This window comes from Streptomyces bicolor, from assembly GCF_000719285.1.
Classification (GTDB): domain Bacteria; phylum Actinomycetota; class Actinomycetes; order Streptomycetales; family Streptomycetaceae; genus Streptomyces; species Streptomyces bicolor.
Map to the genome: position 1 here is coordinate 75789 of NZ_JOFS01000033.1, position 26619 is coordinate 102407.

Sequence of the window (26619 nt, forward strand, 5' to 3'; positions counted from 1 at the left end):
GTCGCGGGTCACCCCGGCGTTGCTCATCCAGTGCTCATCCGGTCGCAGGAGGATCGAAGAGCAAGATCCTCCTGACAGATCCCTCGAGGAGGTCCCCCGAGGTGATCCCAGCGAAGAATCCCCCGCCGGGCCCTCGGTGGCACTCCTCGGAGGCATCCTCCACCCATCGAATCGCATCGGAAGGAGCGGAGCCGTGACCCCTGTCATCGCCGGCTTCGATCATCACCGCGTCCCCGTCGCCGACGGGGTCTTCCTGCACACGGCCGTCGGCGGCTCCGGTACACCGGTCGTTCTGCTGCACGGCTTCCCGCAGACCCACCTGATGTGGCGCCATGTGGCCGCCGATCTCGCGGCCGACCACACGGTGATCTGCCCGGACCTGCGCGGCTACGGCGCGAGCGACAAGCCGGCGGCAACGGACGGCACCGTCTACGCCAAGCGCACCATGGCCGCGGACATCGTCGCCCTCGCCCGCGAACTGGGGCATGAGCGCTTCGGGTTGGCCGGGCACGACCGTGGCGCACTGGTGGCGTTCCGTGCCGCGCTGGACCACCCGGACACCGTCACCCACCTGGCCTGCCTCGATGTCCTGCCCACGCTGGACATGTGGGACGTCATGCACGGCGTCACCGCCGCCGTGGGCTTCCACCTCTTTTTCATGGCCCAGCAGCCGGACCTGCCCGAACGCATGATCGGCGCCGCCCCGGACACCTTCTTCGGTCACTTCCTCGACATCTGGACGACCGACCGGGGCGCCATTGCGCCGGAGGTCCGCGCCGCCTACCTCACGGCCTGCCGTGACGCGGTCCCCTCGATCGTCGCCGACTACCGGGCCTCCGCCGGCGTCGACATCGAGCACGATCGGGCCGACCGGGCGGCGGGAAGGACGCTCCGGATGCCGGTCGGTGTGCTCCAGCAGGACTGGGGCGCGGCCCTCGGCTTCGACGCCGCCGCGCTGTGGCGCGCCTGGGCGCCGGATCTGCGGCACACCACGGTCACCTGCGGTCACTTCATGGCCGAGGAGGCGCCGGACGACATCGCGAAGGCCTTGCGGGAACTGCTCGCCCGCTGAACCACCAGGCGTCCGGGCGCGCCGGGCGTCCGGGCGCGCCGGGCGTCCGGCACCCGGCGTCGGGCTACCAGCGCCCCGGCTCGGTCCCGATGATCGGCTCCGACGGTTTGCCGTCCACCCCGGCCGGCACCTCGCCGGCGAGCATCACGCGGTGCATGATGCGGGGAAAGTCGAGGTGGGCGTTGTCGCCGGGCGCGAGATGGATGGTGGCCCGGTTGTCCCAGAAGGCCACGCTGCCCGGCTCCCAGCGGAAGCGGACCGTGTACTCGGGCCGTACCGCCTGCTCCAGCAGCATGTCGAGGATCGCCCGGCTCTCGGGCCGCGAGAGACCGGCGATCTGCTCGACGTAGTAGCCGTTGACGTACAGCACCCGCTCCCCCGTCTCCGGATGGACCCGCACCAGCGGATGCAGTGAGGCGACCTGATGGTCCAGCAGATGACGGACGTACGCGTCGTCGCCGGGCCGGGGCTGGTAGCCGACGCCGAGCCGGTGCTCGGCGCGCAGGCCGTCCACGAACTCCCGCACCGGGGCGGACAGTCCGGCGTACGCGGCCGCGAGGTTCGACCAGGTGGTGTCGCCGCCGTACGGTGGCACGGTCTCGGCGCGCAGGATCGTCGCGGCGGGCGGGTCGATGCGGGCGCCGTGGTCGCAGTGCCAGCCGCGCAGCAGGGTGTGGCGCCGACGGCGCAGCCACTCGTCGTGCTCCATGCCGAACTTCCCGCCCAGCTCCAGCCGGTCGGCGGTCGTCTCGATCTCGTGGAAGTCCGCCGGAGAGGCGCTCCCTCGCTTGCGCAGGACCACCGGTTCGCCGAACCGGCGCGCGAACGCCACATGCCCGGCGTGGTCCAGCCGCTGCCCGCGGAAGAACACGACCTTCCAGCGCAGCACCGCCGCCCGGATCGCGGCGACCGCGGCGTCGTCCAGGTCGGCGGCCAGGTCGACGCCCGTGATCTCCGCCCCGATGTGCCCGGCGACCGGTTTCACCTCGATCCCCGCGGCCTGTTCCGTCCCCTGCGCGGTGGCCCTGTCCGTCGTCATGCGCACTCCGTCGATCGTCCGCACCGGCTCCCCCGGTCCGAGCCGGCTCCAGGAAGATCGTGACAGGGCGCGGCGGGCCTGGCGACAGGGCCTCAGCCCACCGGCAGGCCGACGGCCGTCAGCACCGCGTCCGCCAGCTCGCTCACCGAGCGACCGGTCGTGTCGACGCGAGCCAGGCCGTGCGTGTCCGCGGCCCGCGTCATCAGCGACTGAAAGCGCTCGGCACGGGCCAGGAACTTGTCCACCAGGTAGCGCTCCGGGTCCGTCAGCTCCTCGTAGCGGGCCGAGGACCGCATGCGCTCGCGCAGCACCGCATGATCCGCCGTGAGGCACACGGCCCGCGTGGACGCGACGGTGGTCAGCCCGGCCACGCGGCCCGGCCACAGCGCGGAACCCTCCAGGACGAGGCCGATGCCGTCTGCGGTCACGCGGTCGGCGACCAGTTCCTCGATGCGCGGCCACAGGCGCGCGTAGTGCTCGAGCACCGACGTGATCAGCTCGTCGACGCCGAGGGTGGCGTAGTGCTCGGCCACATGCGGCGGTGGCTCCCACTGCGGCGTCCGCCAGGGCCGGCCCGGATGCCGGGCGAGCCTGTCCGTCGAGCGGCAGTCGAACCCGAGCCGCTCGGCGACGGCCCGGGCCACGGTCGACTTGCCGGTGTGGGACGTTCCCCCGATGAGCACCACACGCACGTCCTGCATGCCGGGGACCCTACTCACTTCACGGCGAACTCCCGTATCACCGTGTTCCGGAACACCGCCGTGCCGTCGATGGTGAACAGGGCGAGCCCGGTGTCGATCAGATAGGGAAAGACCTCGGACGAGTGCACGTACCGGCCGTCGTCCACGAACATCTCGACCGACGTACGGTCGACGAGGATGCGCAGCCTGACGGTACGGGCGGCCGGGTCGAAGGGGCTGCGGCTCTCCTGCCACCTGCCGGAGGCGTCGGGGTTCACGGTGGGGCGGCGGTTGAGGAAGGCGTAGTCGCCGTAGATCCCGGCGTCGACATGGCGGCCGCCGTCGGGCGATCGGCGCAACTGGAGCCCGGCACCCTTGAGCTGGTCCCAGGTGATCTCGCAGGTCACCTCGTAGGCCGTGCCCCGGTAGTCGAGGACACGGGTGCCGGTGACCTCCAGATCGCCCAGGTTCACGGTGCGCGAGACGTGGTCGTCCAGGGCGGCGACGGGTTGTGAGGCGAGGTAGTACGTCCCGGATGTGGCCCGCTTCAGGGTGATCTCCCGGACGATCGAGTCGGTGCCGTTGAAGCCGTCGCAGTCGATGGTGGGCGTGATGTTCGCGTAGTCCCAGTTGTTCAGCCAGCCCATCGCGTAGCGGACGGACGGGTCCACCGAGCCGTCGTCGCGGTGCTTGTCGAAGGTGACGGCCGCGTACCAGTCCCAGCCGTGGTCGAGCCACTGCGGATCGGCGGCGTCGGCGGTGAAGGCGCTGCCGTCGAAGCTGCCCGTCCAGTAGGCGTACGTGTTCGGCAGCCCCGCGCCCTTCCCGTTCGCGCTCACGCCGAGCACCCACTTCACGGTGCCGTCGTCGGCGGTGATCCGGAACAGGTCCGGGCATTCCAGGACACCGATGCCGCCCTTGACGAAGCCGCTGACGTACGTCCACGACTTCAGGTCGGCGGAGTGGTAGAAGCCCACCTTGTCGTTCTCGGCGAGCGTCATCACCCACCGTCCGCGCTCCTCGTCCCGGATGACCTTGGGGTCGCGGAAGTCCCGCACGCCGGGGTTGGGCAGGACCGGGTCGGTGCCGTGGTGGGTGAACGTCCGGCCGCCGTCGGTCGAGTAGTACAGGTACTGGGCCTGCGTGACCTCGTCCGGTGCCATGGTGACGAGGACGATCACCGCGCCCGCGCCGAAGCCGGCCGTGTTGTCCGTGTCGATCACGGCGGAGCCCGACCACACGTCGCCGTTGGGAGTCGTGTCCTTCGGTACGGCGATCCCGCTGTCGGTGAAGGTCACCAGGTCGGTGCTGGTGGCCAGGCGCCAGGCGGTGCCCGCGGTGGTGCCGCCGGTGAAGTAGTCCGGGTTGTACAGGTAGTGGTAGCGATACTCGCCGTCGATCCACACCGGGCGCTGCGGATCGTTCATCCACTGGTCGGGGACAGTGAAGTGGTACTCGGCGCGGTAACTCGCGCAGCCGGCGGCGGCTTTGGGCTTCGCGGAGGCAGGCGTCGCGGGGTGCAGTAACGCGGCCGAGGCCCCCGCGGCCGAACCGGCGAGCAGGGCTCTCCTGGACATCATGCGCATCACACATCGTTCCCTTCATCGGGACGGCGGCTCGTGTGGACCAGGACTTTGCGACCTAACTCGTTAAAGGTCAAGTGCTTCACGACTATTGACAGGGACGTAACCCGCTTCACATCATCTGGGGCATCGCTTCTCGACTAACACGAGTTAGGCCCCTGTATGACCGACTCGCACCTCACCCGCCGCACCCTGCTGCGGTACGGCGCCTACGGCGCGGGAGCCGCCGCGCTGGCCGGTACCGCCGCGAGCTGGGACCGGCTCACCGGAGCCGACATCCCCGGCCGCGACGACGGCTCCCTCGTCGTCGCCACCCTGGGCCCCGCCTACGGGCCGGAGGCCATCCGCACCCTCACCGAGGGGTTCAAGCAGGTCCACCCCGACATCAAGCTGCGGATCAACGCCGTGCAGGCCGTCGACTGGTCGGACTTCTTCGCGAAGATCCTCACCCAGATCGCGGCGGGCACCGCACCCGACCTCGTCTACGTCGCCACCGAGGGCGTCCAGCTGTTCGCGCAGCGCCTCGGCGTCCCGCTGGACCGCTGGGTGAAGCGGGACGCCGAAGAGTTGCGGGAGTACTTCGCCGACGTCCACCCCTCGCTGGTGGAGTCGATGATGTACGAGGGGAGCCTCTATCAGCTGCCGGTCGAGTTCAACGCGGCCGACATGTACCTGAACACCCAGGTGCTGAAGCGGGCCGGCGCGGACTTCCCGGCGGCCGACTGGACCCGCGACGACTTCACGGCCCTGCTGCGGGACATGAAGCAGTCGAGCGGCTCCCAGTTCACCCCGTACTTCTGGACCAACCGGCTGTGGGGCGGCGTGGTGCCCTGGCTGTTCGCCAACGACACAAACCTGCTCACCGAGTCCAAGGCGCCCGGCGGCACCTGGCTGTGGGACTCCTTCTACCCGGCCGACCGGCGGCAGGGGCGCGGCGGCGGCTTCCGCTGGACGACCCCGCAGGCCACCGACGCCCGGGTGGAGGAGGCGTACGACTATCTCGCCTCCCTCATCCAGGAGGGCCTGTGCACCCGCCCCGAGGGCGGCAACGGCCAGAACCTCATCGGCGTGTTCTCCACCGGGCGGGTCGGGGTCACGCCCGCGGGCGGTTTCTGGGCGGGTGGCCTGCACCTGGCGGGCATGAAGGCCGACGGCTTCGACGTGCAGTACTTCCCGCGCTGGCGCTCCCAGCGCATGCAGTACGGCGCGGCCGGCTACGCGCTGCTGCGCACCTCGAAGAAGCAGGAGGAGGCCTGGGAGTTCATCAAGTACGCCGCTCGCAGAGACACCCTGACGCGGCTGTTCACGACCAACCAGACGACCCCGGCCCGCCGTTCGATGCTGACCGCCGACCGCTACCGGGAGAGCGGCCCGGCGCACTGGCAGGTCTTCTACGACACCCTCGACAAGTTCCCCGACACCGGGCCGATCCCCGCCCCGCCACAGGTCGCCGAGGTCGAGCAGGTGCTGCTGAAGCACACCGGCACCGCCCTGGCCTCCCGGCGTGCGGTGGCCCCCGCGCTGCGGCGGATGCAGAGCGATCTGGAGAAGGCCATGGAGCGTGACGTATGACGAACACCCAGATACCGGCCGTACGGCTGAAGCAGCCGGCCGCACCACCGGCCGCCCCGCCCCGGCCCTCCGCCCGGGACCGCGGCACCCGGCTGCTGGCCACGCTCTTCCTGGCGCCGACGATCGTCGGCATCGTCGTCTTCACGGTCGTCCCGATCGCCGGCTCGGTGGTGCTGAGCCTCTTCCACTGGAACGTCATCGACGACCCGAGTTTCGCCGGGGCCGCCAACTACGGTGAGGTGTTCGGCGACTCGACCGTGCTGGTCTCCTTCCGCAACACGCTGGTGTTCATGGTGTTCGCGGTCGCGCTGCAACTGCTGATCGCCCTCGCCCTGGCGCTCGCGGTGAACGGGCGGATGCCGGTGTGGCTGCGGTCGGTGTTCCGCTCGGCGTTCTTCTTCCCGCTGGTGCTGTCCGCCGCCTCGATCTCGGTCGTGATGAAGTACCTGTTCAACCAGGACTTCGGAATGGTGAACTGGCTGCTCGGCCTGGTCGGCATCGCTCCGGTGCCCTGGCTGACGTCCGAGAACGCGGCGATGGCGACGGTGATCCTCGTCTACGTCTGGCAGCAGTTCGGCTTCTCCTTCCTGCTGTTCGTCGGAGGGCTCAACAACATCCCGAAGGAGATCCACGAGGCCGCTTCCCTCGACGGCGCGACCGGCCTGCGCAAGCACCTGAACATCACCCTGCCGCTGCTGTCGCCCACGCTGCTGGTCGCGTCGGTGGTCGGCATCATCAACGCGCTCCAGGTCTTCGAGCAGCCGTACGTCCTCACCAACGGCGGGCCCGGCGACGCCACCCGCACCGTCGTGATGGTCATCTACGAGAGCGCCTTCGAGCAGCTCCGCTTCGGCGAGGCCTCCGCGGTGGGCGTGCTGCTCTTCGTGCTGATCATGGCGGTCACCGCCCTCCAGTTCCGGCTCAGCCGGCGTTTCGTCCACTACCAGTGAGCCGGGTGAGTCCCATGAGCCAAGCGACGATGAACCTCAGCCGTACCCGGTACTCGCTCGCGCCCTGGGCGCGGATCGCCGGACTGGCCGTATGCGCGCTGCTGACACTCGGCCCGGTCATCTGGACCATCTCCACGTCCCTGCGCACCCCGGCGGAGTCCTTCGACCTGCCCCCGAAGATCATCCCGACGGACCCCACCATGGAGTCGTATCGCGGGGTCTTCGACCAGATCGACGTATGGCTGCTCGCCCTGAACTCGACGCTGGTGACCGCGTTGATCGCGGTGGGCCAGATGATCACGGCCGGGCTCGCGGGGTACGCCTTCGCGCGCCTCGAGTTCCGGTTCAAGAAGCCGCTGTTCGGGCTGGTCCTCGCGACCATGATGGTGCCGCTGCAGGTCACCATCGTGCCGGTGTTCCTGGTGCTGAAGTCGATGGGCCTGACCGACACCCTGCTCGGTCTGATCATCCCGGCGTTCCCGACCGCCTTCGGCACCTTCCTGATGCGCCAGTACTTCCTGGGCATGCCCAAGGACCTCGGCGAGGCGGCGATGCTGGACGGCTGCGGGCCCTGGCGGATCTTCCGGTCCGTGTACGCGCCGCTGGCCGCGCCCGGACTCGCGATCGTCGGTGTACTGGCCTTCAACTACCACTGGAACGAGTTCTTCCGGCCGCTGATCCTGGAGACCTCGGGCCAGAACTACACACTCCCTCTCGGTCTGGTCTCCCTCCAGGGCAACTTGGGCACCGGCTCCATCTCGGTGGTGCTCGCCGGCGTCGTCCTCTCCATGATCCCCGCCGTCGTCGTGTTCGTCGTCGGTCAGCGCCCTCTGCGTGAGGGCATCACGTCCGCAGGAGTCAACCGTTGAGCTTCGCCGCTCAGTCCACGGACCCGAACGCCCCGCGCTTCAGGGTCCGTCCACCCGCCAACTGGATCAACGACCCGAACGGTCCCTTCCGTTGGCGGGGCCGCCACCACCTCTTCTACCAGCACAACCCCGACGCCCCGGTGCACGCCAACGTCCACTGGGGCCATGTCTCCAGCCATGACCTCGTCCACTGGGAGCACCATCCGATCGCGCTCACCCCGACGCCTGGCGGCCCGGACGAGGCGGGCTGCTGGTCGGGCTGCGTGGTCGATGACGACGGGGTGCCGACGGCCGTGTACACGGGCGTCGACCGGTGGCACACCGGCCTGGGCTCGATCTGTCTGGCGCGGGCGCTGGTGCCGGAGGACGAGACGCTGACCGATTGGCGGCCGCTGCCCACGCCGGTGGTGACCGGCCCGCCCGCCGATCTGGACGTGGTGATGTTCCGCGATCCGTTCGTGTTCCGCACCGGGGGCCGACGGTGGGCGCTGGTCGGTGCGGGGCACGCCGACGGGACCCCGTCGGTGCTGCTGTACGACTGCGACGACCTGACCGACTGGCGGTTCGCCGGGGTGCTCCTGGACGGCAACGACCCGGTCGCGGTGGATGCCTTCGGCGCCAAGGCGGTGGGCTGGGAGTGCCCGCAGTTGTATGCGACGGCGGGCGGGGACTGGGTGCTCGTTGTGTCTCTGTGGGACGGAGACCCTTGCTCCACCGGCTGTCTGACGGGCCGGCTCCAGCCGGACGACGAGGACGGGTTGCGCTTCGAGGCCCGGCTGGGCGGGCGATTGGACCACGGGCGGGACTTCTATGCGCCCGCGGTGCTCCAGGAGCCGGACCGGGCGTTGATGTGGGGCTGGTCCTGGGAGGCCCGCGAGCAGAGCGAGGTCGATCGCGCGGGCTGGGCCGGAGTCCTGACCGCGCCTAGGGTCGTGGACGTGCATCCGGACGGGTCGCTGCGGGTCGTACCGGCACCGGAGCTGGAACTGCTGCGTGCGGACGGGCCGTTCGTCACCGCACCGGGCCTGCCGACACCGCTGCCGGAGGCGTACGACCTGACCGTCACCGCATCGGGCCGGACCACGGTGAGCCTGCTGCGGGCCGCCTCGGGCGCGGAGTTGACGGTCCTGCTGGACCCCGACGAGGGCACGGTGACACTCGACCGCGGGGACTGGCCCCGGACGGGACCCGAGGGAGCCGGGCCGATCGTCGTGCGGGCGCCGGCCGGCGAGGTGCGGATCCTCGTCGACGGCTCGCTGCTGGAGCTGTTCGTCGGCGACCGGGCGACGGTCACCGAGCGGGTCTACCGGCGGCCGGACGATGTGGCGGAGCTGGTCGTCACGGGTTCCGCGGCGGCCGTCACCGGCTGGGAGCTGGTCCCACCGACGCACGACTGACCACCGGGCAGGCCAGGCGCCGTACCGTGGCGGGCGGCGTCCGGCCCGTGTCGATGGAGTCGAGGACCAGCCGTGCGGCGGCCTCGCCCATCGCCCGGTGCGGCAGCGCGACGCTGGTGAGGGGCGGGGTGAGGAACGCGGCCATGTGTTCCTGGTCGTCGTAGCCGACGACCGACAGCTCGCCGGGGACGGCGATGCCGAGCCGGGTCGCGGCGTGCAGGACGCCCGCCGCGACCCGGTCGTTGTAGCAGAAGATCCCGGTGGGCCGCCGGTCGGCGGGCACGCCGTCGAGGATGCCCGTCGCACCCTCGTACCCTCCGCTGATCTCGCCCCCGCTGCGCACGACCCACTCCTTGGGCACGGTGATCCCTTCGGCGCGCAGCGCGTCGCGGAAGCCGCGCAGGCGGTCGACGGAGGCGATGTCGTCCTGACCGCCCACCATGGCGACCCTGCGGTGCCCCTCGTCCAGCAGCAGCCGGGCCGCCGTACGGCCGCCCGCGCGCTCGGCGGGGATGACGGCGGGCAGGGAGTCGTCCTCGGGCAGGCAGTTGGCGAGGACGGAGTGGGTGCGGTGCAGGCCCTCGGGGACGCGGACCCGTCGCAGCGACATGGCCGCGTAGATGATGCCGTCCACGCGCCGGTCGAGGAGTTCGGCGACGGCCGCGTCCTCCTTGGCCGGGTCGCCGCCGGAGTCGATGGTCAGGACGAGGTGCTCGCTGCCCCAGGCGGTCTCCATGGCGCCGCGCAGCAGCCGGCCGGCGAAGGGCGAGGAGGCGATCTCGTCCGTGACCAGGCCGATCACGGCCGTACGGCGGCGGCGCAGGCCGCGGGCGACGGGGTCGGGGCGGTAGCCGAGCTCGGCGGCGGCCTGCCGGATGCGCTCCTGGGTGGCGGGCGAGAGGTTGCCCTCGGCGCGGCCGTTGAAGACGAAGGAGACGGCCGTGTGGGACACGCCGGCGAGCCGGGCGACGTCCCGTGACGTGGGGCGTCCCGCTCCCGTGGTCTGCTTCTCCTCGGTGCCGCCCATGACGTCCGCTGCCTCGTCCCCCACCGTTGCGTTTGATCAAGCCTCACCCTATCCGTGACGCTGGAGGGACGACACAGTCAAGGGAAGGTCCGGCAGTGATCAGCATCCCGACCCACTCGCTCAACGACGGTACGACCCTCCCCGCTCTCGGCCTCGGCACCTGGCCGATGAACGACGCGCAGGCCGAGCAGGCGGTGCGCAGCGCCCTGGAGCTGGGGTACCGGCTCGTGGACACGGCGACGAACTACCGCAACGAGACCGGCGTCGGCCGGGGCGTCGCGAGCGGCGGCGTGCCCCGGGAGGAGATCGTCGTGACGACGAAGCTCCCGGGCCGGCACCACGGCTACGAGGAGACCCTCGCCTCCTTCGAGGAGTCCCGCGCCCGGCTCGGCCTGGACTACGTCGACCTCTACCTGATCCACTGGCCGATCCCCCGCGTCGACAAGTACGTCGACTCGTGGAAGGCGATGATCAAGCTGCGCGAGGACGGCCTTGTCCGGTCGATCGGCGTCTCCAACTTCACGGCCGAGCACATCGAGCGGCTGGAGAAGGAGACCGGCGTCCTGCCGTCGGTCAACCAGATCGAGCTGCACCCGTTCTTCCCGCAGGAGGAGCTGCGCGCCTTCCACACCGGCAAGGGCATCGTGACCGAGAGCTGGAGCCCGCTGGGACGGGGCACGGCCCTGCTGGACGATCCCGTGGTCGCCTCGGTCGCCGAGGCGCACGGGGTGACGCCCGGCCAGGCCGTCCTGCGCTGGCACGTCCAGCTCGGCGCGGTCCCCATTCCGAAGTCGGCCGACGCCGGCCGGCAGCGCGCGAACCTCGACGTCTTCGGCTTCGAACTGGACCCCGCCCAGATGGGCGCGATCGCGGACCGCGCCCATCGGCGCGTCGGCGGGGATCCGGCGGTGCACGAGGAGTTCTGACCGCGCGTCGCGGGCGCCGTGGCGGGTACTCGGCCCGCCCGGTGCTCGGGAAGGAGGCTCTCGTGGGTACGAAGGACCGGCTGGCGGACTACCACGGCAAGCGCGACTTCGGGCGGACCCGTGAGCCGGAGGGGCGTGCGGAGGCCTCCGGTGACGAGCCTCGGTTCGTGGTGCAGATCCATGATGCGAGCACGCTGCACTTCGACTTCCGGCTCCAGGTGGACGACGTGCTGAAGTCCTGGTCGGTGCCGAAGGGGCCCTCCGACGATCCGCACGACAAGCGGCTCGCGATGCCCACCGAGGACCATCCGCTGGAGTACGAGGAGTTCGAGGGCGTGATCGCGAAGGGTGAGTACGGGGGCGGCACCGTGATCGTCTGGGACAACGGCACGTACGAACCGCTGAGCCATGACCGCAGGGGACGGCCCGTCGACTTCGGTGAGTCGCTCGAGCGCGGTCATGCCACCTTCCGGTTGCGGGGGTCGAAGCTGCACGGGGAGTACGCGCTGACCCGGTTCCGCGACGGCCTGGACGGTGAGCGTGAGGCGTGGCTGCTGGTGAAGGCCGGCAAGGCGCGAGCGGGCGGGCACAGCACCCCGGACCCGCGCCGGGCCCGTTCGGTGATGACCGGTCGTACGCTGGCCCAGGTCGCGGCCGACGGCGACGAGGAGTGGACCCCGAGAACCGGGCGTCCTGCGGTCCCGTGATTTCGGCGGATGTTGTGGTTCCGCCCTCAACTACCCTTCCGTGCCTCTATGTTCACGGCGACATCACTCTCGCCGCAGGAGGCACGTCGTCATGCGTCCCGCTCTCCGCATCGCCGTCACCGGCGCCCTGGCCGCCGCCACCGTTCTCGTCGCCGGACCCGCTCAGGCGACTCCGCCCGGGCCGGGAGTCACCGGCCGGATCATCAGTCAGAAGACCGTCGGCGACACCGACTACATACTCCGGGAGGTCACCATCCCGCCGGGTCAGGCCACCGGCTGGCACTACCACGACGGCCCTCTGTACGCCTTCACTCAGCAGGGCACCCTGAGCCACTACAACTCCGCCTGTGTCTCCGACGGTGTCTACCCGAAGGGCAGCTTCATCCAGGAACCGGCCGGCCCCGGCAACGTCCACATAGGCCGCAACGAGGGCGACACCCCGGTCGTCCTCGACGTGCTCTACGTGCTGCCGCACGGCGCGCCGTTCTCCCGGGACGCGCCCAACCCGGGCTGCCCCTTCGAGTGATCAGGTGGGCGGCAGCGGCTGTTCGGCCCAGATCGTCTTGCCGCTGTCGGTCTGCCGGCTGCCCCAGCGCTGGGTGAGCTGGGCGACGAGCAGCAGTCCGCGGCCGCCCTCGTCGTAGGCGTGGGCCCGGCGCAGGTGGGGGGAGGTGGAACTGCCGTCGGAGACCTCGCAGATGAGGGTGCGGTCGCGGATCAGGCGCAGCTGGATGGGCGGTGCGCCGTACCGGATGGCGTTGGTGACGAGTTCGCTGACGACGAGTTCGGTGACGAAGGCCGCCTCGTCCAGCCCCCACGCGGTCAGCTGGTCCGTGGCTGCCTGCCGGGTGGCCGCCACGTGCTCGGGGTCCGGCAGGACGTCCCAGGTGGCGATGCGGTCGGCGCCCAGGGCCCGGGTGCGGGCCAGCAGCAGGGCCACGTCGTCGCTGGGGTCCTCCGGCAGGACGGCCTTGAGGACGGTGTCGCACAGGGCGTCGAGGCTCTCGGCGGGCGCGGTCAGCGCGCGGCACAGCTCGGCGGTGGAGTGGTCGATGTCGCGGTCGCGGTCCTCGATGAGGCCGTCCGTGTACAGGGCGACCAGGGAGCCCTCCGGCAGCTCCACGTCCATGGCCTCGAAGGGCAGCCCGCCGACGCCCAGCGGTGGTCCCGCGTTCAGGTCGACGACCCGTGTGCTGCCGTCGGGCAGGACGAGGACCGGCGGGGGATGACCCGCGGCGGCCAGGGTGAGGCGTCGGGTGACGGGGTCGTAGACGGAGTACAGGCAGGTGGCGCCCAGTTCGGCGACCTCGTCGGTGTCGTCCCCGGCGAGGTGGGTGACCAGGTCGTCGAGGTGGGTGAGGAGCTCGTCGGGCGGAAGGTCCACGTCGGCGAGGGTGCGCACGGCCGTGCAGAGGCGGCCCATGGTGGCCGACGACGGGATGCCGTGGCCGACGACGTCGCCGACGACGAGGGCGACCCGGCTGCCGGACAGCGGGATCACGTCGAACCAGTCGCCGCCGATGCCGGCCTGCGAGCCGGACGGCCGGTAGCGGTGGGCCACCTCGACGGCCGCCTGTCCGGACAGTCCCCGGGGCAGCAGGTTGTGCTGCAGGGACAGCGCGGTGGAGCGTTCCCGGGCGAAGCGGCGGGCGTTGTCGACGCAGACGGCGGCCCGGCTGGCGAGTTCCTCGGCGAACACGGCGTCGTCGTCGCCGTAGTCGTCCGGTTCCCTGATGCGCACGAACACGGCGACACCGAGCGTGGTGCCGCGGGCCCGCAGCGGCACCGCCATCATCGAGTGGGCGCCCAAGCGGTGGCCCCGGCCGGCCGGGGCCCGGGCGTTGCGTTCCGCGACCCACCGCGTGAACGCCGGCTCGCCCGCCTGGCTCAGGACGACCCTGCTCTCCAGGATCGCCCGGGCAGGAGGCGAGAACGGCGGGTAGTAGTCCACCTCACCGAGGTGCACGGCCGCTTCCGGGGTGCCCTCGGTGCCGGAGCCGTGGGCAACGCGGCGCAGGGCAATGTCGGTGCCGGCCAGCGCCGGCGGCTCGTCCGCGCCCAGCACCCAGTCGAACAGGTCCACGCTGGCGAAGTCGGCGAACCGGGGCACCACGACCCCGACCACTTCCTCAGCGGTCCGCACCACGTCCAGGGTCGTGCCGATGGTGGCGGCGGCCTCGTTCAGCAGGGCCAGCCGCTGCCGTGCCCAGTACTGGTCGGAGCTGTCGAAGGCGGCGAGCGCGGTTCCGATGAGCGCGCCGGAGGAGTCGCGCACCGGCCACATGTCCGTGGTCCAGGCGTGTTCCCGGTTCAGGGCGGGGGCGCCCGTGTAGCTCTCGTAGCGGATCGGCATGCCCGTCTCGGCGACCTGGCGCAGATGCCACAGGAAGCCCCGGCTGTGCACCTCGTCCTCGACGGTCTCCGGGAAGGGCCGGCCGAGCAGCGCCTCCTCTGCTACGCCCATGACCTTGCAGGCCACCTCGTTGAGCCGCAGGTAGCGCTGGTCGGTGTCGAAGATGGACATGGACATGGACGCCTGCTGGAAGGCCCGCTCCGCCAGGGTGGGCTCATGCCGGTCGGGCGGTGCGCCGGTGATCACGTACCCGCCCGGTCCGCCGTCCTCGGCCAGGACGGGGCACGCCGTCACGTTCACGGCGACGGTCGAGCCGTCCCGGTGACGCAGCACGGCGGTGCCGGTCAGCGCCGCCACGGCGTCGGGCGGCGGCTGCTCGGCGAGCAGGTCCCGCACCGGCCGGCCCACGGCCTCCTCGGCCGTCAGGCCCGTCACCCGGCGGGCACCCTCGCTCCACCCCGTGACGACACCCTGGACATCGATGATCGCCGCAGCGGAGACGCGCTCCATGTCGTCCAGCATGAGTCCTACGCCGCACCGCATCAAACGCGATGCCCGGGCGGTTACCGCCGCGACGCCATGACGCGCGCGGGTGCCGCCGTGCCGGGTGCCCGTCCGCTCACTTGCGCAGCGCGGCCAGGGCCCGGTCGGCGTGGGTGTTCATCCGCAGTTCGCTGCGGACCACCTCCAGGACGGTGCGGTCCTGCCCTATGACGAAGGTGACCCGTTTGGTGGGCGCCAGGGAGAAGCCGCGGGTCACGCCGAACCGCTCCCGGACCGTGCCGTCGGCGTCGGACAGCAGCGGCATGCCGAGGGTGTGCCGGTCGGCGAACTCCTGCTGGCGTTCGACCCCGTCCCCGCTGATGCCCACGGGCCGGGCTCCGACGGCGGCGAATTCGGCGGCGAGATCACGGAAGTGGCAGGCCTCCGCTGTGCAGCCCGGGGTGAGGGCGGCGGGGTAGAAGAAGAGCACCACCGGTCCCTCGGCGAGCAGGTCGGTGAGGCTGCGGACGGTGCCGGTCTCGTCCGGCAGCGCGAAGTCCTCGACCTTGTCCCCGACCTTCAGCTGTGCGCTCATGCCCGGCCCTCCGCGTTCTTCGCGACGCTCCGGGCCCACAGCACGAGCGGGATCTGCAGCGGCAGCCGGCCGAGGGCGGCGGCCCTCTGCGGCGCCGGGCGGTGCCGCCAGTCGACGGCCATCTTCACGTTCGCGGGGAACACACCGACGAAGAAGGCCGCCGTGGCCAGCGCGGCGGCCTTGCGGGTGCGCGGCAGCGCCAGACCGGCCGCCAGCGCGAGTTCGGCGGCGCCACTGGCGTACGTCCAGGTGCGGGGCGTCCCCGGCAGGGCGCGCGGCACGGTCTCGTCGAACCGGCGTGGGGCGGCGAAGTGGGCGACACCCGCGGTGGCCAGCAGGCCGGCGAGCAGCAGGGGCGAGCGTTCGGACCGGGGCACGGATCCTCCTTGGATGGCCTGCCGCCGGATGCTACCGGAGGGTAGATCACGGCCGGTCACCCGCCCCGGCAGGTCACCCGCCCTACTGCGTGCGACGGTTGTGGGTTCCGGGCCTGTATCCGAAGGACCGGCGGAACACGTCGATGAAGGCGCTGGCGGAGGACCAGCCGCAGCGGTGGGCGACGGGGTGCTGTGGCTGCGGGAGCCGGCGGTGCCCGGAGGGGCGGACCCCGGACCCTGCGCATCCGGTGGGCGCGCTCGTGCGACGTCGGCGTGACCGCGCGAGGAACCCGTCAGGCGGTCCCGGACGGCGCCGACTGCTGCGGTTCGCCGTCCTCCTCGATGGCGTGGGCGAGGAAGTCGTCGACCATGCGGTGGAAGAGCGAGGCCAGCTGACGCAGTTCCTCCGGTGTCCAGTCGGCCAACGCGAGCTGCATGCCGCGGGCGCCGGCGTCGCGCACCCGGGCGATGGCCTGCCGGCCGGCCTCGGTGAGCTCGATGCGCTGGGCTCGGCGGTCCTGCGGGTCGGGGACGCGGGTGACGTACCCGGACTTCTGCAGTTGCTGCACCGTACGCGTGACGTGCGAGGCCTCCACCCCGAGCCGGCTGGCCAGCTCCCCAGGCCGCAGCGGTTCGCAGTCGGCGACCTGGCGCAGCAGCGCCACGGCGGCCCGGTCAAGCGGCACGCCGGCCAGGGCCATCAGCCGGTCGTGCTGCCGGGCCCGGGTGCTCAGGTAGGTGATCCGGGTGAGCGCACGCTCGATCTCGACCACTTCCGCGGACGCGGGTGTGCCGGGGAGTTCGGGGAGCGGTGGTGTGGACATGCTGGCCACTTTACCATCTCGTTGCGTAACTCAATTAATTTGCCGCTGCGCCGATCCCCACCGACTCCCGCCAGCTCGCACCCTTCGCGATGGCCAGGCGCCACTGCCGGATCGCCTTGGGCGGCATCCCGACCGCGAGGGCGCCGGTCAGCCGGTCGCCGATGCGGTACGCGGCGACGAACCGGCGCTCGTCCAGGTCGCCCTCCACCACGGCGACCTCGTCGTGGCCGCGCAGATACCCGTACGCCTGGATCTTCATGTCGTACTGGTCGGACCAGAAGTACGGCACCGGCGCGAACGGCTTCCCGGCACCGGGGTCGAGCAGGTTGCGCGCGGCCGCCATGCCCTGCTCGGCCGCGTTGGTGCGGTGCTCGATCCGCATCGCCACCCCGAACAGCGGGTTGTACCAGCGGGCGACGTCTCCTGCGGCGTACACGTTCCGCGCGGCCTGGCAGTACTCGTCGCACACCACACCGTCGCCGACGGTGAGTCCGCTGCCGTCCAGCCAGTCCGTGTTGGGCCGGGAGCCGACCGCGACCAGCACCTCGTCGGCCTCGACCAGTTCGCCGTCGGCGAGGCGTACGCCGTCCCCGGTCACCTCGGTCACGGTGACCCCGCACCGCAGGTTCACGCCCCGCTCCAGGTGGGCCAGGGTCAGCACCTCGCCGACCTCCGTGCCGACGGCGTGGGCCAGCGGTACCGGGGCCGGTTCGAGAAGCGTGACCTGGCAGCCGAGCCGCCAGGCGATGCCCCACGACGATGGGCGCCCCCGAGCAGATCCCGGTGACGCCCTCGTTTGCATCGCTGCGGGTCAGGAATCGAGGTCGGCCCGCCCCAGCCAGTACCCGAAGCCCCGGCGCGTGTGGATCAGCGCCGGGCCGTCCCGGTCTACCTTGCGGCGCAGCCGGGAGACGAGCTGCTCGATCGCGTTGTCGCCGCGGTGGTCGCCCCAGACGCAGCGGCCGATCTGCTCCTTGGACAGCACCCGGGGCGCGTTGACCAGGAGATGGCGCAGCAGTCGGTACTCCGCGGGCGTGAGGTCGAGGGCCCGCGTCCCACGCGTCGCCCGGCACACGGTGTCGTCCAGCACGAGGTCGCCGTACTGCGGTGGCTCGGCCCTGTGCGCGCCGGGGCGGGTGCCGCGGAGCAGCACCTGGATCCTGGTGAGGACTTCCGCGCCAGCGGCACGGGCGCCGAGGCGATCCGCCCCGTCCGGCGCCGCCGCGGCGGCCTGGGCCGAGAGTCGTCTGCACGGTCGTACTCCTTGCGCCGGCTGTCAGCGGGCCGGTGTCACGGGTGCCAGCCACATGCCGACGACCGCGTCGGCGAGGCCCGTTGCGGCGTCGTCCCAGCTGGATCTCGGGGTAGGGGTGTGCTCGGCGAGGGCACGCTCGCGCTCGGCGGCCACGTGGACGATCAGGTGGCGGACCATCTCGCCGCGTTCGGCGCGGACCTCGGCCGGGAGGTCGGGCAGGCACCGGTTCAGGCCCTCGATGATCTTCTGCAGCGACGGGGCGGTGAGGGCCTCCTCGACCATGATCCGGTGCAGCGCCGGGTCGGAGACGACCTGCGCGCAGAACCGCGCGTACCAGGTGGGGCTGCCGAGTGCGGCGAGGTGTTCGAGCGCCGGGCGGACCAGGCAGTCCACCCAGCCGCGCACGTCGTCGGGGTCGGCCAGCTCGGCGACCAGGCGGGCGCGGATCTCCTCGATGCGCGTGGCGTGCTTGCGGGCGATGGCGCGGACCAGGTCGGCCTTGGTGCCGAAGTGGTAGCCGACCGCCGTGTTGTTGCCCTGCCCGGCGGCCTCGCTGACCTGGCGGTTGGACACCGCGTACACGCCGTGTTCGGCGAAGAGCCGCTCGGCCGCGGTCAGGAGCAGCTCCCGGGTCGCGTTGACCTGCTCCTCCCGCAGGGTCCTGCCTGCCATGATCACCACCGCACCGGGACTTCACGGATCACCGCGACGGCCAGTCCCTCGAGCCGTCACGGACGCGCACACCTACAATCTAAGTCACCTGATTGAAAGAAGCGTGAAGATGGTGGAGCGGGCTGCACCGCCGCGATGGCCTTCGGGATGTATGTGTTCCTCACGGTCCTGCTGATCACCGCCGTCGGGACGGTCGCGGTGCTCGGTTGCCGGCTGCTGCCCGAGACGGTGCGGGTGCGCACGGCCATGCGCGATCCCGGCACGCTCACCGATCTGCGCTGGATGGCCACCTACTACGGGTACGGCGCACTGCTCTTCCTCGCCCACCGCGTTGCTGAGGCCGTCCCCGAAGGCGCTGCTGGCGGCGCAGGTGGAGCAGCTGAGCGCGACGCGGGCCGACGCGATCGCCGCCCACGGCGCCAGCTGCGCCGTATCGAGCGGGACCTGCACGACGGCGCACAGGCCCGACTCGTGGCGCTGTCCCTGCGGATCGGGCTCGCCAAACGCGCCTACGATCGCGATCCGGACGCCGCTCGCAAGCTGCTGGACGACGCCCAGGAGCAGACCGAGCAGGCGCTGGTGGAGCTGCGGCAGGTGGTGCGCGGCATCCATCCGCCGATCCTGACCGACCGCGGCCTGGTCGGCGCCGTGCGGGCGCTGGCGGCGGGGTGGGGGTCCCCCTGCTCGAGCGAAGCCGACCTGCGGGTCACGGTGGACGTCGAGGGGCTCGAGGAGGACGGGCCGAGGGCGCCCGCCGCGGTGCGGCGGCGGGTCGACGCGCTCGACGGTGCGGTGCGGATGTCCAGCCCGGTCGGCGGCCCCACGGTCATCGAGTGGAGCTGCCGTGCGTGTGGTGAGGCCGGGCTCTGCTCCCCCTCGGGGATGACCTCGCCCCTGGCGCCTACTGCGTTTCGAGTACCGGCGAATGTCGGCAGACGGACGACGACGTGCCGGGCTGTTCCCTGGAGGCTGTACCCGACCGCTCCGGAACCGGAAGAACCCCCCTCATGACCATCCGTGTACTGCTCGCCGACGACCAGGCCCTGCTGCGCGCCACCTTCCGGATCCTGATCGACTCCTGCCCCGACATGGAGGTGGTCGGCGAGGCCACCGACGGCGCCGAGGCCGTCGACCTCGCCCGGGCCCACCGCCCCGACCTCGTCCTGATGGACATCCGCATGCCGGGCACCGACGGGCTGGCCGCCACGTCCGCGATCTGCGCCGACCCGGACCTCGCGGCGGTGCGCGTGCTGATCCTCACCACGTTCGAGATCGACGAGTACGTGGCGCAGGCGCTGCGGGCCGGGGCGAGCGGCTTCCTCGGCAAGGACGTCACCGCGGACGTACTGCTCGACGGCATCCGGACCGTGGCCGCCGGCGAGTCCCTGCTCTCCCCCACGGCGACCCGCACGCTGATCACCCGGTTCCTGGCCTCGCCGGCCGATAGCTCGCAGTCGGCCGCGCCCGAGCACCTCGCCGCCCTCACCGCCCGGGAACGGGAGGTCATGGCGTGGGTCGCCGAGGGCCACTCCAACGAGGAGATCGCCGGGAAGCTCTTCGTCAGCCCACTGACCGTGCGCACCCACGTCCACCGCGCCATGACGAAGCTGGGCGCCCGCGACCGCGCCCAACTCGTCGTGATGGCCTACCAGTCGGGGCTGGTGCGGGCCATGCCGCCGAACGCGGACAACTGAGGTCGCTCGGTCCTTCCCCTGAACGGCAGCTCGGCCGCCGTTCAGGGGAAAACGGCGGCGAGGGCGCGTGGCGCCGGGCGGGGCCGTCGACAACTGACCCGTGAGCCTGCCGCTGATCCCTCCCATGCTCGCCACACCCGGCACCCTGCCGCCCGCCGCGCAGGACGCGCGCTGGGCGTACGAGACCAAGCAGGACGGCCAGCGCGCGGTCGTCTACCTGGAAGGGGACGGCGAGCTGCTGCTGCGAGCCCGTTCCGGCGAGGACATCACGGCGGCCTATCCCGAACTGCGGCCGCTGGGCGGCGCGCTGGGCTCCACCTCCGCCGTCCTCGACGGCGAGATCCTGGCGCTGGACGAACAGGGGCGCGCCGACTTCCAGTTGCTGCAGTCCCGGATGGGGCTGGCGCACGCGCCCGCGCGGGCCGCGCGGATGGCGGCCCGCACGCCCGTCCATCTGGTGCTGTTCGACGTGATGCACCTGGCGGGCCGCTCCCTCGTCGCGCTGCCCTACACCCGGCGCCGCGGCCGGCTGGAGGAGCTGGGCCTCGGCGGGCCGTACTGGTCGACGCCGGCCGCGGTGGTCGGCCACGGCGCCGAGGCCCTGCGGGCGACCCGTGAGCACGGCCTCGAGGGGCTGGTGTGCAAGCGGCTGGACTCGGTGTACGAGCCCGGGGTGCGCTCCCGTGCCTGGATCAAGATCCGCAACATGCGCACCGAGGACGTCGTCGTCGGGGGCTGGCTGCCCGGCAAGGGACGGCTGACGGGCCTGCCGGGCTCGGTGCTGGTCGGTCAGCGCGCGGCGGGGCGGCTGCGCTACGTCGGCAATGTGGGCACCGGCTGGAGCGAGTCCGAGCGGAACCAACTGGCCCGGATGCTGCGGGAGTCGGAGACGGACACCTGCCCGTTCCACCCCGTCCCGCGGGTGCCGGGCGCGCATTGGGTGCTGCCCCGGCTGGTCGGGGAGGTCCGCTACAGCGTGCGCACCCGCTCCGGGCTGCTGCGCCAGCCGTCCTGGCTGCGGCTGAGGCCCGACCTCACGCCTGAGGAGTCGGCGGCCGAAATCCCCGACGACAGCGCCTGACACACAGCTTCGCGCCAGTTGTTGCGCTGATCGTTACCGCTGGTACTTCCGTGGCTCTTGGCACGGAAGTGAAAAGCCAGGATCCTGAACTGCCTTTCCCCCCATAGCCGTTGGGCTGCGCCCGAACCAGGAGGAGGACGCAGTGTCGTCACAGACGTCCCGCATGCACCGAAAGCGCTGGATCACCGGTCTGGCCGGTGCCGCCGCGCTCGTCGTCGCCTTCCCCAGCACCGCCTTCGCGGCCCCGCCCGCGGCGCTGCCCGCGAACGCCGACTCGGCCGAGAAGACGTACCAGCCCGCCTACGACTACGACACGGACGGCTGCTACTCCACTCCCGCCATCGGCCCGGACGGTACCGTCAACGGCGGCCTGAAGCCGACCGGTTCGCTCAGCGGCGACTGCCGTGACGCCTCCGACCTCGACAACACCAACGGCTACTCGCGCTACAAGTGCAACAACGGCTGGTGCGCCTACCTGTACGGCCTGTATTTCGAGAAGGACCAGGCGATAGCGGGCAGCAGCATCGGCGGGCACCGGCACGACTGGGAGCACGTCGTGGTGTGGGTGCAGAACAACGCGGTGCAGTACGTCTCGACGTCCAACCACGGCTCGTTCACCATCAGCCCCGCGTCGTCGGTGCGCTTCGACGGCACGCACCCGAAGATCGTCTACCACAAGGACGGCGTCAGCACGCACTGCTTCCGGCCGGCCAACTCCAATGACGAGCCGCCGGAGAACCACAAGGGCACCTGGCAGTACCCGCCGCTTGTCGGCTGGAACGGCTACCCGTCGGGCGTGCGCGACAAGCTGGTCGCGTACAACTTCGGCAGCGCCAACTTCGGTCTGAAGGACGCCAACTTCGCGAACCACCTGGCGTCGGCGAAGCCCTCGGGGATCGCGTTCGACCCCAACGCCTGACCCGGATCGGGCGCGGGACCTAGGACCCCGTCATCCAGGGCTTCCGTCCCGCGCCCGATCCCGGCACACCCGCGTGCGGCATACCGTCCGGTTCATGGCCATCACCGACACGAGCGGACAGCTCGAAGAAGCACTGGAACGCGTCCACGCATCCGGCCCGGAACGCGACGGCTGGCTGTCCAACCACGCCCCCATGGTCGTCGAAGCCCTCGCCGCACACGGTCACGCGGGCGCCGTCCACCACTGGCTGGACCTCTACCGCGACCGGCTGGAGGACTTCCCCGACCGCGTCGCCCCCGTCACCGACGACAACTGGGCCTCGGCACTGGGCGATCCGCGACGCATCGCCGACTGGACCGACCACTTCTCCCGCACGCTCGCCGAGCACCCCTGGAGGAGCGTCCTCGCCGAGTGGTGGCCGCGTCTGCTGCCCGGGATGTACGGCGGCGCCACCCACACGGTCATCCGGACCGGCCACGCCGTACGCGCCCTCCTGGCGGGCAAGAACGCGCCCCGGCTCACCGAACTCGCGCACGCACTGGGCTACTGGGCGGCACGCCACCAGCCGGTCGCCGGCGTCACCGCGCTGCCGGGCGCGCCGACCGCCACCCGGACCCTGGACGCCGTACCGGCGATCGAGCCGGGGCACCTGGGATTCCGTGACCGCCTGACCGCGGTGCGCCGACTGCCCGTCTGGGCCGGCGATGTCACCGACCCGGACACCGCGAAGGCCCGCCTCGCCGAGCTCGTCCGTGCCGCGACCCACCGCTACGCCACCCACGGCCACGGCGAGCCCACCATGCTCGTGCACGCGGCGACGGCACCCAGCGCCGTCCTGCGCACCCTCGACGCGCTCCCCCGCGACCTGTGGGCCCCCAGCCTGCACGCGGCCTGGACGGCCTCGGCGGCCGTCACCGCGATGTACGGGCCCGCCGAACCGGTCGCCCCTGTCCCGTCGGTGCGACTGACGGCCGGGGACGTCATGGAGAAGGCCCTCGCCCACGGGGACGAACACGTCATCAAGCTCGCCGACACGGCTCTGGACGTCGGGGACGAGCCCGCCCTCGCTGCCGCCCTGCGGGCGGTCGAGATCAGCCGGCCTCTGGTCTGACGTCCCCCTCGGCCAGGGCGTCGCCCAGGGCCGTCCGCCCGTACAGCACGTAGTGGCCCCGCCGCCAGGACACCAGCAGGCCCGCCTCCCGCAGGACCGAGAGGTGGGCCGACACGGTCGAGGGGGCCAGGCAGTGGCGGCGGGCGAGCTCCGTCGTCGAGGACGGGGTGGTGAGGCCGGCGAGGACGGCCGCGCGCTGGTGGCCGAGCAGCCGGGCGAGCGCCCGCGGCGGGCGCGGCGCTTCGGCGGTGTGGAGGCGGCCCATGCCTCGCGCGGGGTAGATGACGGTCGGCTGCCAGGGCCGCGCGAAGCCGCTCACCACGTCCGGCCACACGAACACGCTCGGCATGAGCAACACACCCCTGCCGTCCGGGGGTTGTACGTCCGGGACATCGGCGTACCTGCGCAGGGTGAGGGTGTGGTCGGCCCAGTCGACCGCCGGATGCAGCCCGGTGAGCAGCGCGTCGAGGCCGCCGTCAGCCGCCGCGCGCGAGCGGTGCGCGATGTCCGCCTCGAGGACGGCGCGGTGGCGCGGCCAGTCCGGGGCGAGCAGGGCGTGCCAGGCCCGCTCGGTGAGGTCGGCCAGGCGGCGCACGGTGGCGGCGGGGTCGTCGAGCGCGGCACGCCCCCGCGCTGACTCGGCGAGCCCGGGCGTGCAGGCCAGGGAGCGCGCCATCTCCGCGTGGGCCAGGGCAGGGTCGGTGGCGCGCATGCGGGCCAGCTCGTCGTCGAAGGAGGGGTACGGCTCGTGCGGGGGCGCGCCGAGGAAGTCCGGGGTGTAGCCGCCGGGTGGCGGGACGAACAGCCACAGCGGTGACAGGTCGAGGGCTGCCACGGTACGGCGTACGCGACGCAGCCAGCCCTGGTGGTAGCCGTGCCGGGACGGGCGGCGGAGCAGGCGCAGCGCCTCGTGCGTCTGGCACAGCGGCGAGATCGCGAACCGGCAGCGCGTGAGGTCGTCGGTGCCGAGGTGCAGGGCTAGCGGCATGGCGGCCCCCATGGTGAGCGGCGGTTCGTCCCGGGCCCGAGGCGGCGATTCGGCCAGAGCCCAGCAGAGGTTTCCGGACCGATGATTCGTCCTCGATCGAAAGAGTAGAGGCGTCCACGCCGACCCCGCACGCTTGCCCCGACTCCCCCTGAACAAAAGGCGGTTGGATGGGCAGCGTACGTCCGGCACCGTGGCGGCGTGCCGCCGTCGTCGCGGCGCTGATGCTGGCGGCGTTCACCTTCAACACCACCGAGAACCTGCCGGTCGGCCTGCTCCCGCTCATGGCGGAGGACCTTCGGGTGTCGCTCGCGGCCGTGGGTGCCCTGGTCACCGGGTACGGCCTGACCGTCGCCGTGGTGTCGCTGCCGCTCGCCCATGTCACCCGGTCCGTGCCGCGCCGGTATCTGCTGGCGGGGCTGCTGGGGCTGCTCGCCGTGGCGAGCTGGGTGTCGGCGCTGGGAGGGGTGTCGTACGGGGTGCTGCTGGCTGCTCGGGTGGCGACCGCGTCGGCCCAGGCGTTGTTCTGGGCGGTGATGGGGCCGGTCGCGGTCGGTCTGTTCCCGCCGGAGCGGCGGGGGCGGGTCATCGGGCTGCTGTCGGTCGGCGGTTCACTGGCCACCGTGGCCGGGGTTCCGGCCGGTACCTGGCTGGGCGGCCACACCGGCTGGCGCACGCCGTTCGCGCTGCTCGGCGTGCTGGCCCTGGTCTCGCTCGTGGTCATCGGCGTACTGCTGCCGTCGTCCCGCCCGGAGGACGGTCACTCGGCGTACGGCGCGGCCCCCGACCGGCGCGGGTACTTCGTGGTGTTGACCGTCACCGCCCTGTCGGTGACCGGTGCCTTCGCCGGGTTCACCTATGTCGTCGCCTTGCTGGACGAGGTGAGCGGATTCAGGGAGGACGCGGTGAGTGGCGTGCTGTTCGCGTTCGGCGGGGCGGCGCTGGCCGGGGTCCTGGTGACCGGGCCGCTCCTGGACCGCTTCCCGCGTGCCACGCTCGCGCTGCCGGTGGCCGTCCAGGCGGTGGCCCTGCTCGGTCTCTGGGCGGCGGGTCATGTCCCGGCGGCGACCGTCGTACTGATCATGCTGCTGGGTGCCTCGGTCGCGCCCGCCTTCATGGCGACGCAGAGCCGGGTGCTCCAGGTGGCGCCGGGCCGCACCGAGACGGCCCTCGCGGCCAACTCGGCCGCCTACAACGTGGGCATCGCCGCCGGTGCGCTGCTCGGCGGCGCGCTGCTGTCCGTGGTCGGGGTGCGTGGCACGTTCCTCGTCGGGGGGCTGCTGACGGTGGGGGCGCTCGCGGTGCTGGGCCTTCCGGTGCGGGCAGCCGGGAAGGACGGGGCGGACGGCAACGGAGGGGCGCGAATGGGGCGGTACCGTGCGGATGCGGGCTGGTGACGGTCTATCGTGTCCGCATGTCCGTCCCTGAACTGATCCGTATCGTCTCCCGCGACTCGCCGATGGCGCTCGCCCAAGTGGAGCGTGTGCGCGCCGAGTTGGCGGTCCTGCACCCCGGCGTGCGCACCGAGGTCGTGCCGGTGAAGACGACCGGTGACAAGTGGATGGGCGATCTCTCCAAGGTCGAGGGCAAGGGGGCGTTCACCAAGGAGGTGGACGCCGCGCTGGTGGCGGGCGAGGCAGATCTCGCCGTGCACTGCGTCAAGGACATCCCCGCCGACCGGCCACTGCCCGCGGGGACCACGTTCGCCGCGTTCCTGAAGCGCGACGACATCCGGGACGCCCTGATCCATCCCGGCGGCCTGACGCTGGACGAGCTGCCGGCCGGGACCCGGATCGGCACCTCCTCGGTGCGTCGCGTCGCCCAGCTGGCCGCCACTCATCCGCAGCTGCAGTGCGTGCCGTTCCGCGGCAACGCCAACCGGCGGCTGGAGAAGCTGGCCGCCGGTGAGGCGGACGCCCTGCTGCTGGCGGTGTCCGGCCTCGAACGCATCGGCCGGGCGGACGTCATCAGCGAGGTCCTCTCCCCCGAGGTGATGATGCCGCCGATCGGTGCGGGCATCCTCGCGCTGCAGTGCCGGGAGGGCGACACGGAGCTCATCGACGCGGTCAGCGGCCTCGGTGACCCGGACACCCATCGCGAGGCCACGGCCGAGCGCATGTTCCTGCACGTCCTGCAGGGGCACTGCAACAGCCCGATCGCCGGGTACGCGCGCGTGGACCGCGGCGGCGAGCTGTCCCTGCGGGCCTGTGTGTTCACCCCGGACGGCAAGACGCGGCTGAACGCCCACGAGTGGGCCGGCCGGCTGGACCCGGCCACGCTCGGCACGTCGGTGGCGGTCGCGCTGCTGCGTCAGGGAGCCCGCGAGATCATCGACGGCATCCCGCACTGAGAGGGCGTTTCGTTCCGTTGTTTAGTCCCTGGATGCCCTAATTCGTTGAGGTTCTAGGTGCCGCGCCAGCTCGGGGTGGATTCGGCTGTGAGGCGGCG

General features: G+C 72.0%; 24 protein-coding genes and 4 pseudogenes. 15 read left to right on the forward strand and 13 right to left on the reverse strand.

Annotated elements, in window-relative coordinates; all coding sequences use genetic code 11:
* Positions 1–193: 193 nt before the first annotated feature.
* A complete protein-coding gene (locus IF78_RS0134145) occupies positions 194–1072 on the forward strand; it encodes an alpha/beta fold hydrolase (protein ID WP_031486305.1) in 879 nt (292 codons plus the stop codon).
* Positions 1073–1136: 64 nt separating this feature from the next.
* On the opposite strand, the gene IF78_RS0134150 is transcribed toward IF78_RS0134145, so the two are convergent.
* From IF78_RS0134150 to IF78_RS0134160, 3 genes are all read right to left on the reverse strand, one after another.
* Positions 1137–2111: a TauD/TfdA dioxygenase family protein gene (locus tag IF78_RS0134150; RefSeq protein WP_031486306.1), complete on the reverse strand. Its 975-nt coding sequence runs from the start codon at positions 2109–2111 to the stop codon at positions 1137–1139.
* 92 nt (positions 2112–2203) lie between these two features.
* Entirely contained in the window at positions 2204–2812 is a 609-nt protein-coding gene (locus IF78_RS0134155) for an AAA family ATPase (protein WP_031486307.1), read from the reverse strand.
* A gap of 14 nt (positions 2813–2826) precedes the next feature.
* Positions 2827–4377 (reverse strand): glycoside hydrolase family 32 protein, encoded by a 1551-nt coding sequence (locus IF78_RS0134160; RefSeq protein ID WP_031486308.1) that lies wholly within the window; start codon positions 4375–4377, stop codon positions 2827–2829.
* 159 nt (positions 4378–4536) lie between these two features.
* Between IF78_RS0134160 and IF78_RS0134165 the strand changes: the two genes are divergently transcribed.
* From IF78_RS0134165 to IF78_RS0134180, 4 genes are read left to right on the forward strand one after another with little or no spacing between them, the layout of a single operon-like run.
* Entirely contained in the window at positions 4537–5946 is a 1410-nt protein-coding gene (locus IF78_RS0134165) for an extracellular solute-binding protein (protein ID WP_031486309.1), read from the forward strand.
* Entirely contained in the window at positions 5943–6896 is a 954-nt protein-coding gene (locus IF78_RS0134170) for a carbohydrate ABC transporter permease (protein ID WP_031486310.1), read from the forward strand. Before IF78_RS0134165 ends, IF78_RS0134170 begins: the two co-directional genes overlap by 4 nt.
* Positions 6897–6910: 14 nt before the next feature.
* A complete protein-coding gene (locus IF78_RS0134175) occupies positions 6911–7765 on the forward strand; it encodes a carbohydrate ABC transporter permease (protein WP_031486311.1) in 855 nt (284 codons plus the stop codon).
* Positions 7762–9162: a glycoside hydrolase family 32 protein gene (locus IF78_RS0134180; RefSeq protein WP_031486312.1), complete on the forward strand. Its 1401-nt coding sequence runs from the start codon at positions 7762–7764 to the stop codon at positions 9160–9162. Before IF78_RS0134175 ends, IF78_RS0134180 begins: the two co-directional genes overlap by 4 nt.
* On the opposite strand, the gene IF78_RS0134185 is transcribed toward IF78_RS0134180, so the two are convergent.
* Positions 9125–10189: a LacI family DNA-binding transcriptional regulator gene (locus tag IF78_RS0134185; protein ID WP_031486313.1), complete on the reverse strand. Its 1065-nt coding sequence runs from the start codon at positions 10187–10189 to the stop codon at positions 9125–9127. The genes IF78_RS0134180 and IF78_RS0134185 overlap by 38 nt on opposite strands.
* 95 nt (positions 10190–10284) lie before the next feature.
* Here IF78_RS0134185 and IF78_RS0134190 point away from each other — a divergent pair, with 95 nt between their 5' ends.
* From IF78_RS0134190 to IF78_RS0134200, 3 genes are all read left to right on the forward strand, one after another.
* Positions 10285–11115, forward strand: coding sequence for an aldo/keto reductase (locus tag IF78_RS0134190; protein ID WP_031486314.1), 831 nt, complete (start codon positions 10285–10287; stop codon positions 11113–11115).
* 62 nt (positions 11116–11177) lie between these two features.
* Positions 11178–11822, forward strand: coding sequence for a DNA polymerase ligase N-terminal domain-containing protein (locus IF78_RS0134195; RefSeq protein ID WP_051828373.1), 645 nt, complete (start codon positions 11178–11180; stop codon positions 11820–11822).
* A 91-nt stretch (positions 11823–11913) separates the two neighbouring features.
* Positions 11914–12348, forward strand: coding sequence for a cupin domain-containing protein (locus tag IF78_RS0134200; protein WP_031486316.1), 435 nt, complete (start codon positions 11914–11916; stop codon positions 12346–12348).
* On the opposite strand, the gene IF78_RS0134205 is transcribed toward IF78_RS0134200, so the two are convergent.
* From IF78_RS0134205 to IF78_RS0134240, 8 genes and pseudogenes are all read right to left on the reverse strand, one after another.
* Positions 12349–14685, reverse strand: a complete 2337-nt coding sequence (locus tag IF78_RS0134205; protein WP_031486317.1) for a SpoIIE family protein phosphatase — start codon at positions 14683–14685, stop codon at positions 12349–12351.
* 109 nt (positions 14686–14794) lie between these two features.
* On the reverse strand, positions 14795–15253 hold the full coding sequence (locus tag IF78_RS0134210) for a peroxiredoxin (RefSeq protein WP_031486318.1): 459 nt from the start codon (positions 15251–15253) through the stop codon (positions 14795–14797).
* The gene (locus IF78_RS0134215; protein WP_031486319.1) at positions 15250–15630 is read right to left on the reverse strand and encodes a DoxX family protein; all 381 of its coding nucleotides are present in this window, start codon (positions 15628–15630) and stop codon (positions 15250–15252) included. Before IF78_RS0134215 ends, IF78_RS0134210 begins: the two co-directional genes overlap by 4 nt.
* Before the next feature lie 82 nt (positions 15631–15712).
* Positions 15713–15826: pseudogene (locus IF78_RS49915) on the reverse strand (AraC family transcriptional regulator); the annotation flags it as partial.
* A gap of 97 nt (positions 15827–15923) precedes the next feature.
* Positions 15924–16454: a MarR family winged helix-turn-helix transcriptional regulator gene (locus tag IF78_RS0134225; protein WP_031486320.1), complete on the reverse strand. Its 531-nt coding sequence runs from the start codon at positions 16452–16454 to the stop codon at positions 15924–15926.
* A 34-nt stretch (positions 16455–16488) separates the two neighbouring features.
* Positions 16489–17202: pseudogene (locus IF78_RS0134230) on the reverse strand (NAD(P)/FAD-dependent oxidoreductase); the annotation flags it as partial.
* Between the two features lie 63 nt (positions 17203–17265).
* Positions 17266–17631 (reverse strand): annotated as a pseudogene (locus IF78_RS0134235) (winged helix-turn-helix domain-containing protein); the annotation flags it as partial.
* 99 nt (positions 17632–17730) lie between these two features.
* Positions 17731–18381 (reverse strand): TetR/AcrR family transcriptional regulator, encoded by a 651-nt coding sequence (locus tag IF78_RS0134240; protein ID WP_031486323.1) that lies wholly within the window; start codon positions 18379–18381, stop codon positions 17731–17733.
* Between the two features lie 135 nt (positions 18382–18516).
* On the opposite strand from IF78_RS0134240, the pseudogene IF78_RS44110 reads away from it, so the two are divergent.
* The 5 genes and pseudogenes from IF78_RS44110 (at position 18517) to IF78_RS0134265 (ending at position 23186) form a co-directional block, all read left to right on the forward strand.
* Positions 18517–19238 (forward strand): annotated as a pseudogene (locus IF78_RS44110) (sensor histidine kinase).
* Positions 19239–19388: 150 nt separating this feature from the next.
* The gene (locus IF78_RS0134250) at positions 19389–20075 is read left to right on the forward strand and encodes a response regulator transcription factor (RefSeq protein WP_031486324.1); all 687 of its coding nucleotides are present in this window, start codon (positions 19389–19391) and stop codon (positions 20073–20075) included.
* Positions 20076–20175: 100 nt separating this feature from the next.
* Positions 20176–21156: a non-homologous end-joining DNA ligase gene (gene ligD, locus IF78_RS0134255; RefSeq protein WP_031486325.1), complete on the forward strand. Its 981-nt coding sequence runs from the start codon at positions 20176–20178 to the stop codon at positions 21154–21156.
* 142 nt (positions 21157–21298) lie between these two features.
* Positions 21299–22075, forward strand: a complete 777-nt coding sequence (locus IF78_RS0134260; protein WP_031486326.1) for an NPP1 family protein — start codon at positions 21299–21301, stop codon at positions 22073–22075.
* 94 nt (positions 22076–22169) lie between these two features.
* On the forward strand, positions 22170–23186 hold the full coding sequence (locus IF78_RS0134265) for a questin oxidase family protein (RefSeq protein WP_031486327.1): 1017 nt from the start codon (positions 22170–22172) through the stop codon (positions 23184–23186).
* Here the strand turns inward: IF78_RS0134265 and IF78_RS0134270 are convergent.
* The gene (locus IF78_RS0134270) at positions 23167–24174 is read right to left on the reverse strand and encodes an ArsR/SmtB family transcription factor (protein WP_031486328.1); all 1008 of its coding nucleotides are present in this window, start codon (positions 24172–24174) and stop codon (positions 23167–23169) included. The two genes, IF78_RS0134265 and IF78_RS0134270, sit on opposite strands and share 20 nt — an antisense overlap.
* A 167-nt stretch (positions 24175–24341) precedes the next feature.
* Between IF78_RS0134270 and IF78_RS0134275 the strand changes: the two genes are divergently transcribed.
* Both IF78_RS0134275 and hemC read left to right on the forward strand, forming a co-directional pair.
* Positions 24342–25568 (forward strand): MFS transporter, encoded by a 1227-nt coding sequence (locus IF78_RS0134275; RefSeq protein WP_078662682.1) that lies wholly within the window; start codon positions 24342–24344, stop codon positions 25566–25568.
* 17 nt (positions 25569–25585) lie between these two features.
* Positions 25586–26521, forward strand: a complete 936-nt coding sequence (hemC, locus tag IF78_RS0134280) for a hydroxymethylbilane synthase (RefSeq protein WP_031486330.1) — start codon at positions 25586–25588, stop codon at positions 26519–26521.
* Positions 26522–26619 lie beyond the last annotated feature (98 nt).

Coding starts and splice junctions, on each gene's coding strand:
- IF78_RS0134150 (WP_031486306.1), bottom strand. CDS start 2,111: ATGACGACGGACAGGGCCACCGCGCAGGGGACGGAACAGGCCGCGGGG.
- IF78_RS0134155 (WP_031486307.1), bottom strand. CDS start 2,812: ATGCAGGACGTGCGTGTGGTGCTCATCGGGGGAACGTCCCACACCGGC.
- IF78_RS0134160 (WP_031486308.1), bottom strand. CDS start 4,377: ATGCGCATGATGTCCAGGAGAGCCCTGCTCGCCGGTTCGGCCGCGGGG.
- IF78_RS0134165 (WP_031486309.1), top strand. CDS start 4,537: ATGACCGACTCGCACCTCACCCGCCGCACCCTGCTGCGGTACGGCGCC.
- IF78_RS0134170 (WP_031486310.1), top strand. CDS start 5,943: ATGACGAACACCCAGATACCGGCCGTACGGCTGAAGCAGCCGGCCGCA.
- IF78_RS0134175 (WP_031486311.1), top strand. CDS start 6,911: ATGAGCCAAGCGACGATGAACCTCAGCCGTACCCGGTACTCGCTCGCG.
- IF78_RS0134185 (WP_031486313.1), bottom strand. CDS start 10,189: ATGGGCGGCACCGAGGAGAAGCAGACCACGGGAGCGGGACGCCCCACG.
- IF78_RS0134200 (WP_031486316.1), top strand. CDS start 11,914: ATGCGTCCCGCTCTCCGCATCGCCGTCACCGGCGCCCTGGCCGCCGCC.
- IF78_RS0134205 (WP_031486317.1), bottom strand. CDS start 14,685: ATGGAGCGCGTCTCCGCTGCGGCGATCATCGATGTCCAGGGTGTCGTC.
- IF78_RS0134210 (WP_031486318.1), bottom strand. CDS start 15,253: ATGAGCGCACAGCTGAAGGTCGGGGACAAGGTCGAGGACTTCGCGCTG.
- IF78_RS0134225 (WP_031486320.1), bottom strand. CDS start 16,454: ATGTCCACACCACCGCTCCCCGAACTCCCCGGCACACCCGCGTCCGCG.
- IF78_RS0134240 (WP_031486323.1), bottom strand. CDS start 18,381: ATGGCAGGCAGGACCCTGCGGGAGGAGCAGGTCAACGCGACCCGGGAG.
- IF78_RS0134250 (WP_031486324.1), top strand. CDS start 19,389: ATGACCATCCGTGTACTGCTCGCCGACGACCAGGCCCTGCTGCGCGCC.
- IF78_RS0134265 (WP_031486327.1), top strand. CDS start 22,170: ATGGCCATCACCGACACGAGCGGACAGCTCGAAGAAGCACTGGAACGC.
- IF78_RS0134270 (WP_031486328.1), bottom strand. CDS start 24,174: ATGCCGCTAGCCCTGCACCTCGGCACCGACGACCTCACGCGCTGCCGG.
- IF78_RS0134275 (WP_078662682.1), top strand. CDS start 24,342: ATGGGCAGCGTACGTCCGGCACCGTGGCGGCGTGCCGCCGTCGTCGCG.
- hemC (WP_031486330.1), top strand. CDS start 25,586: ATGTCCGTCCCTGAACTGATCCGTATCGTCTCCCGCGACTCGCCGATG.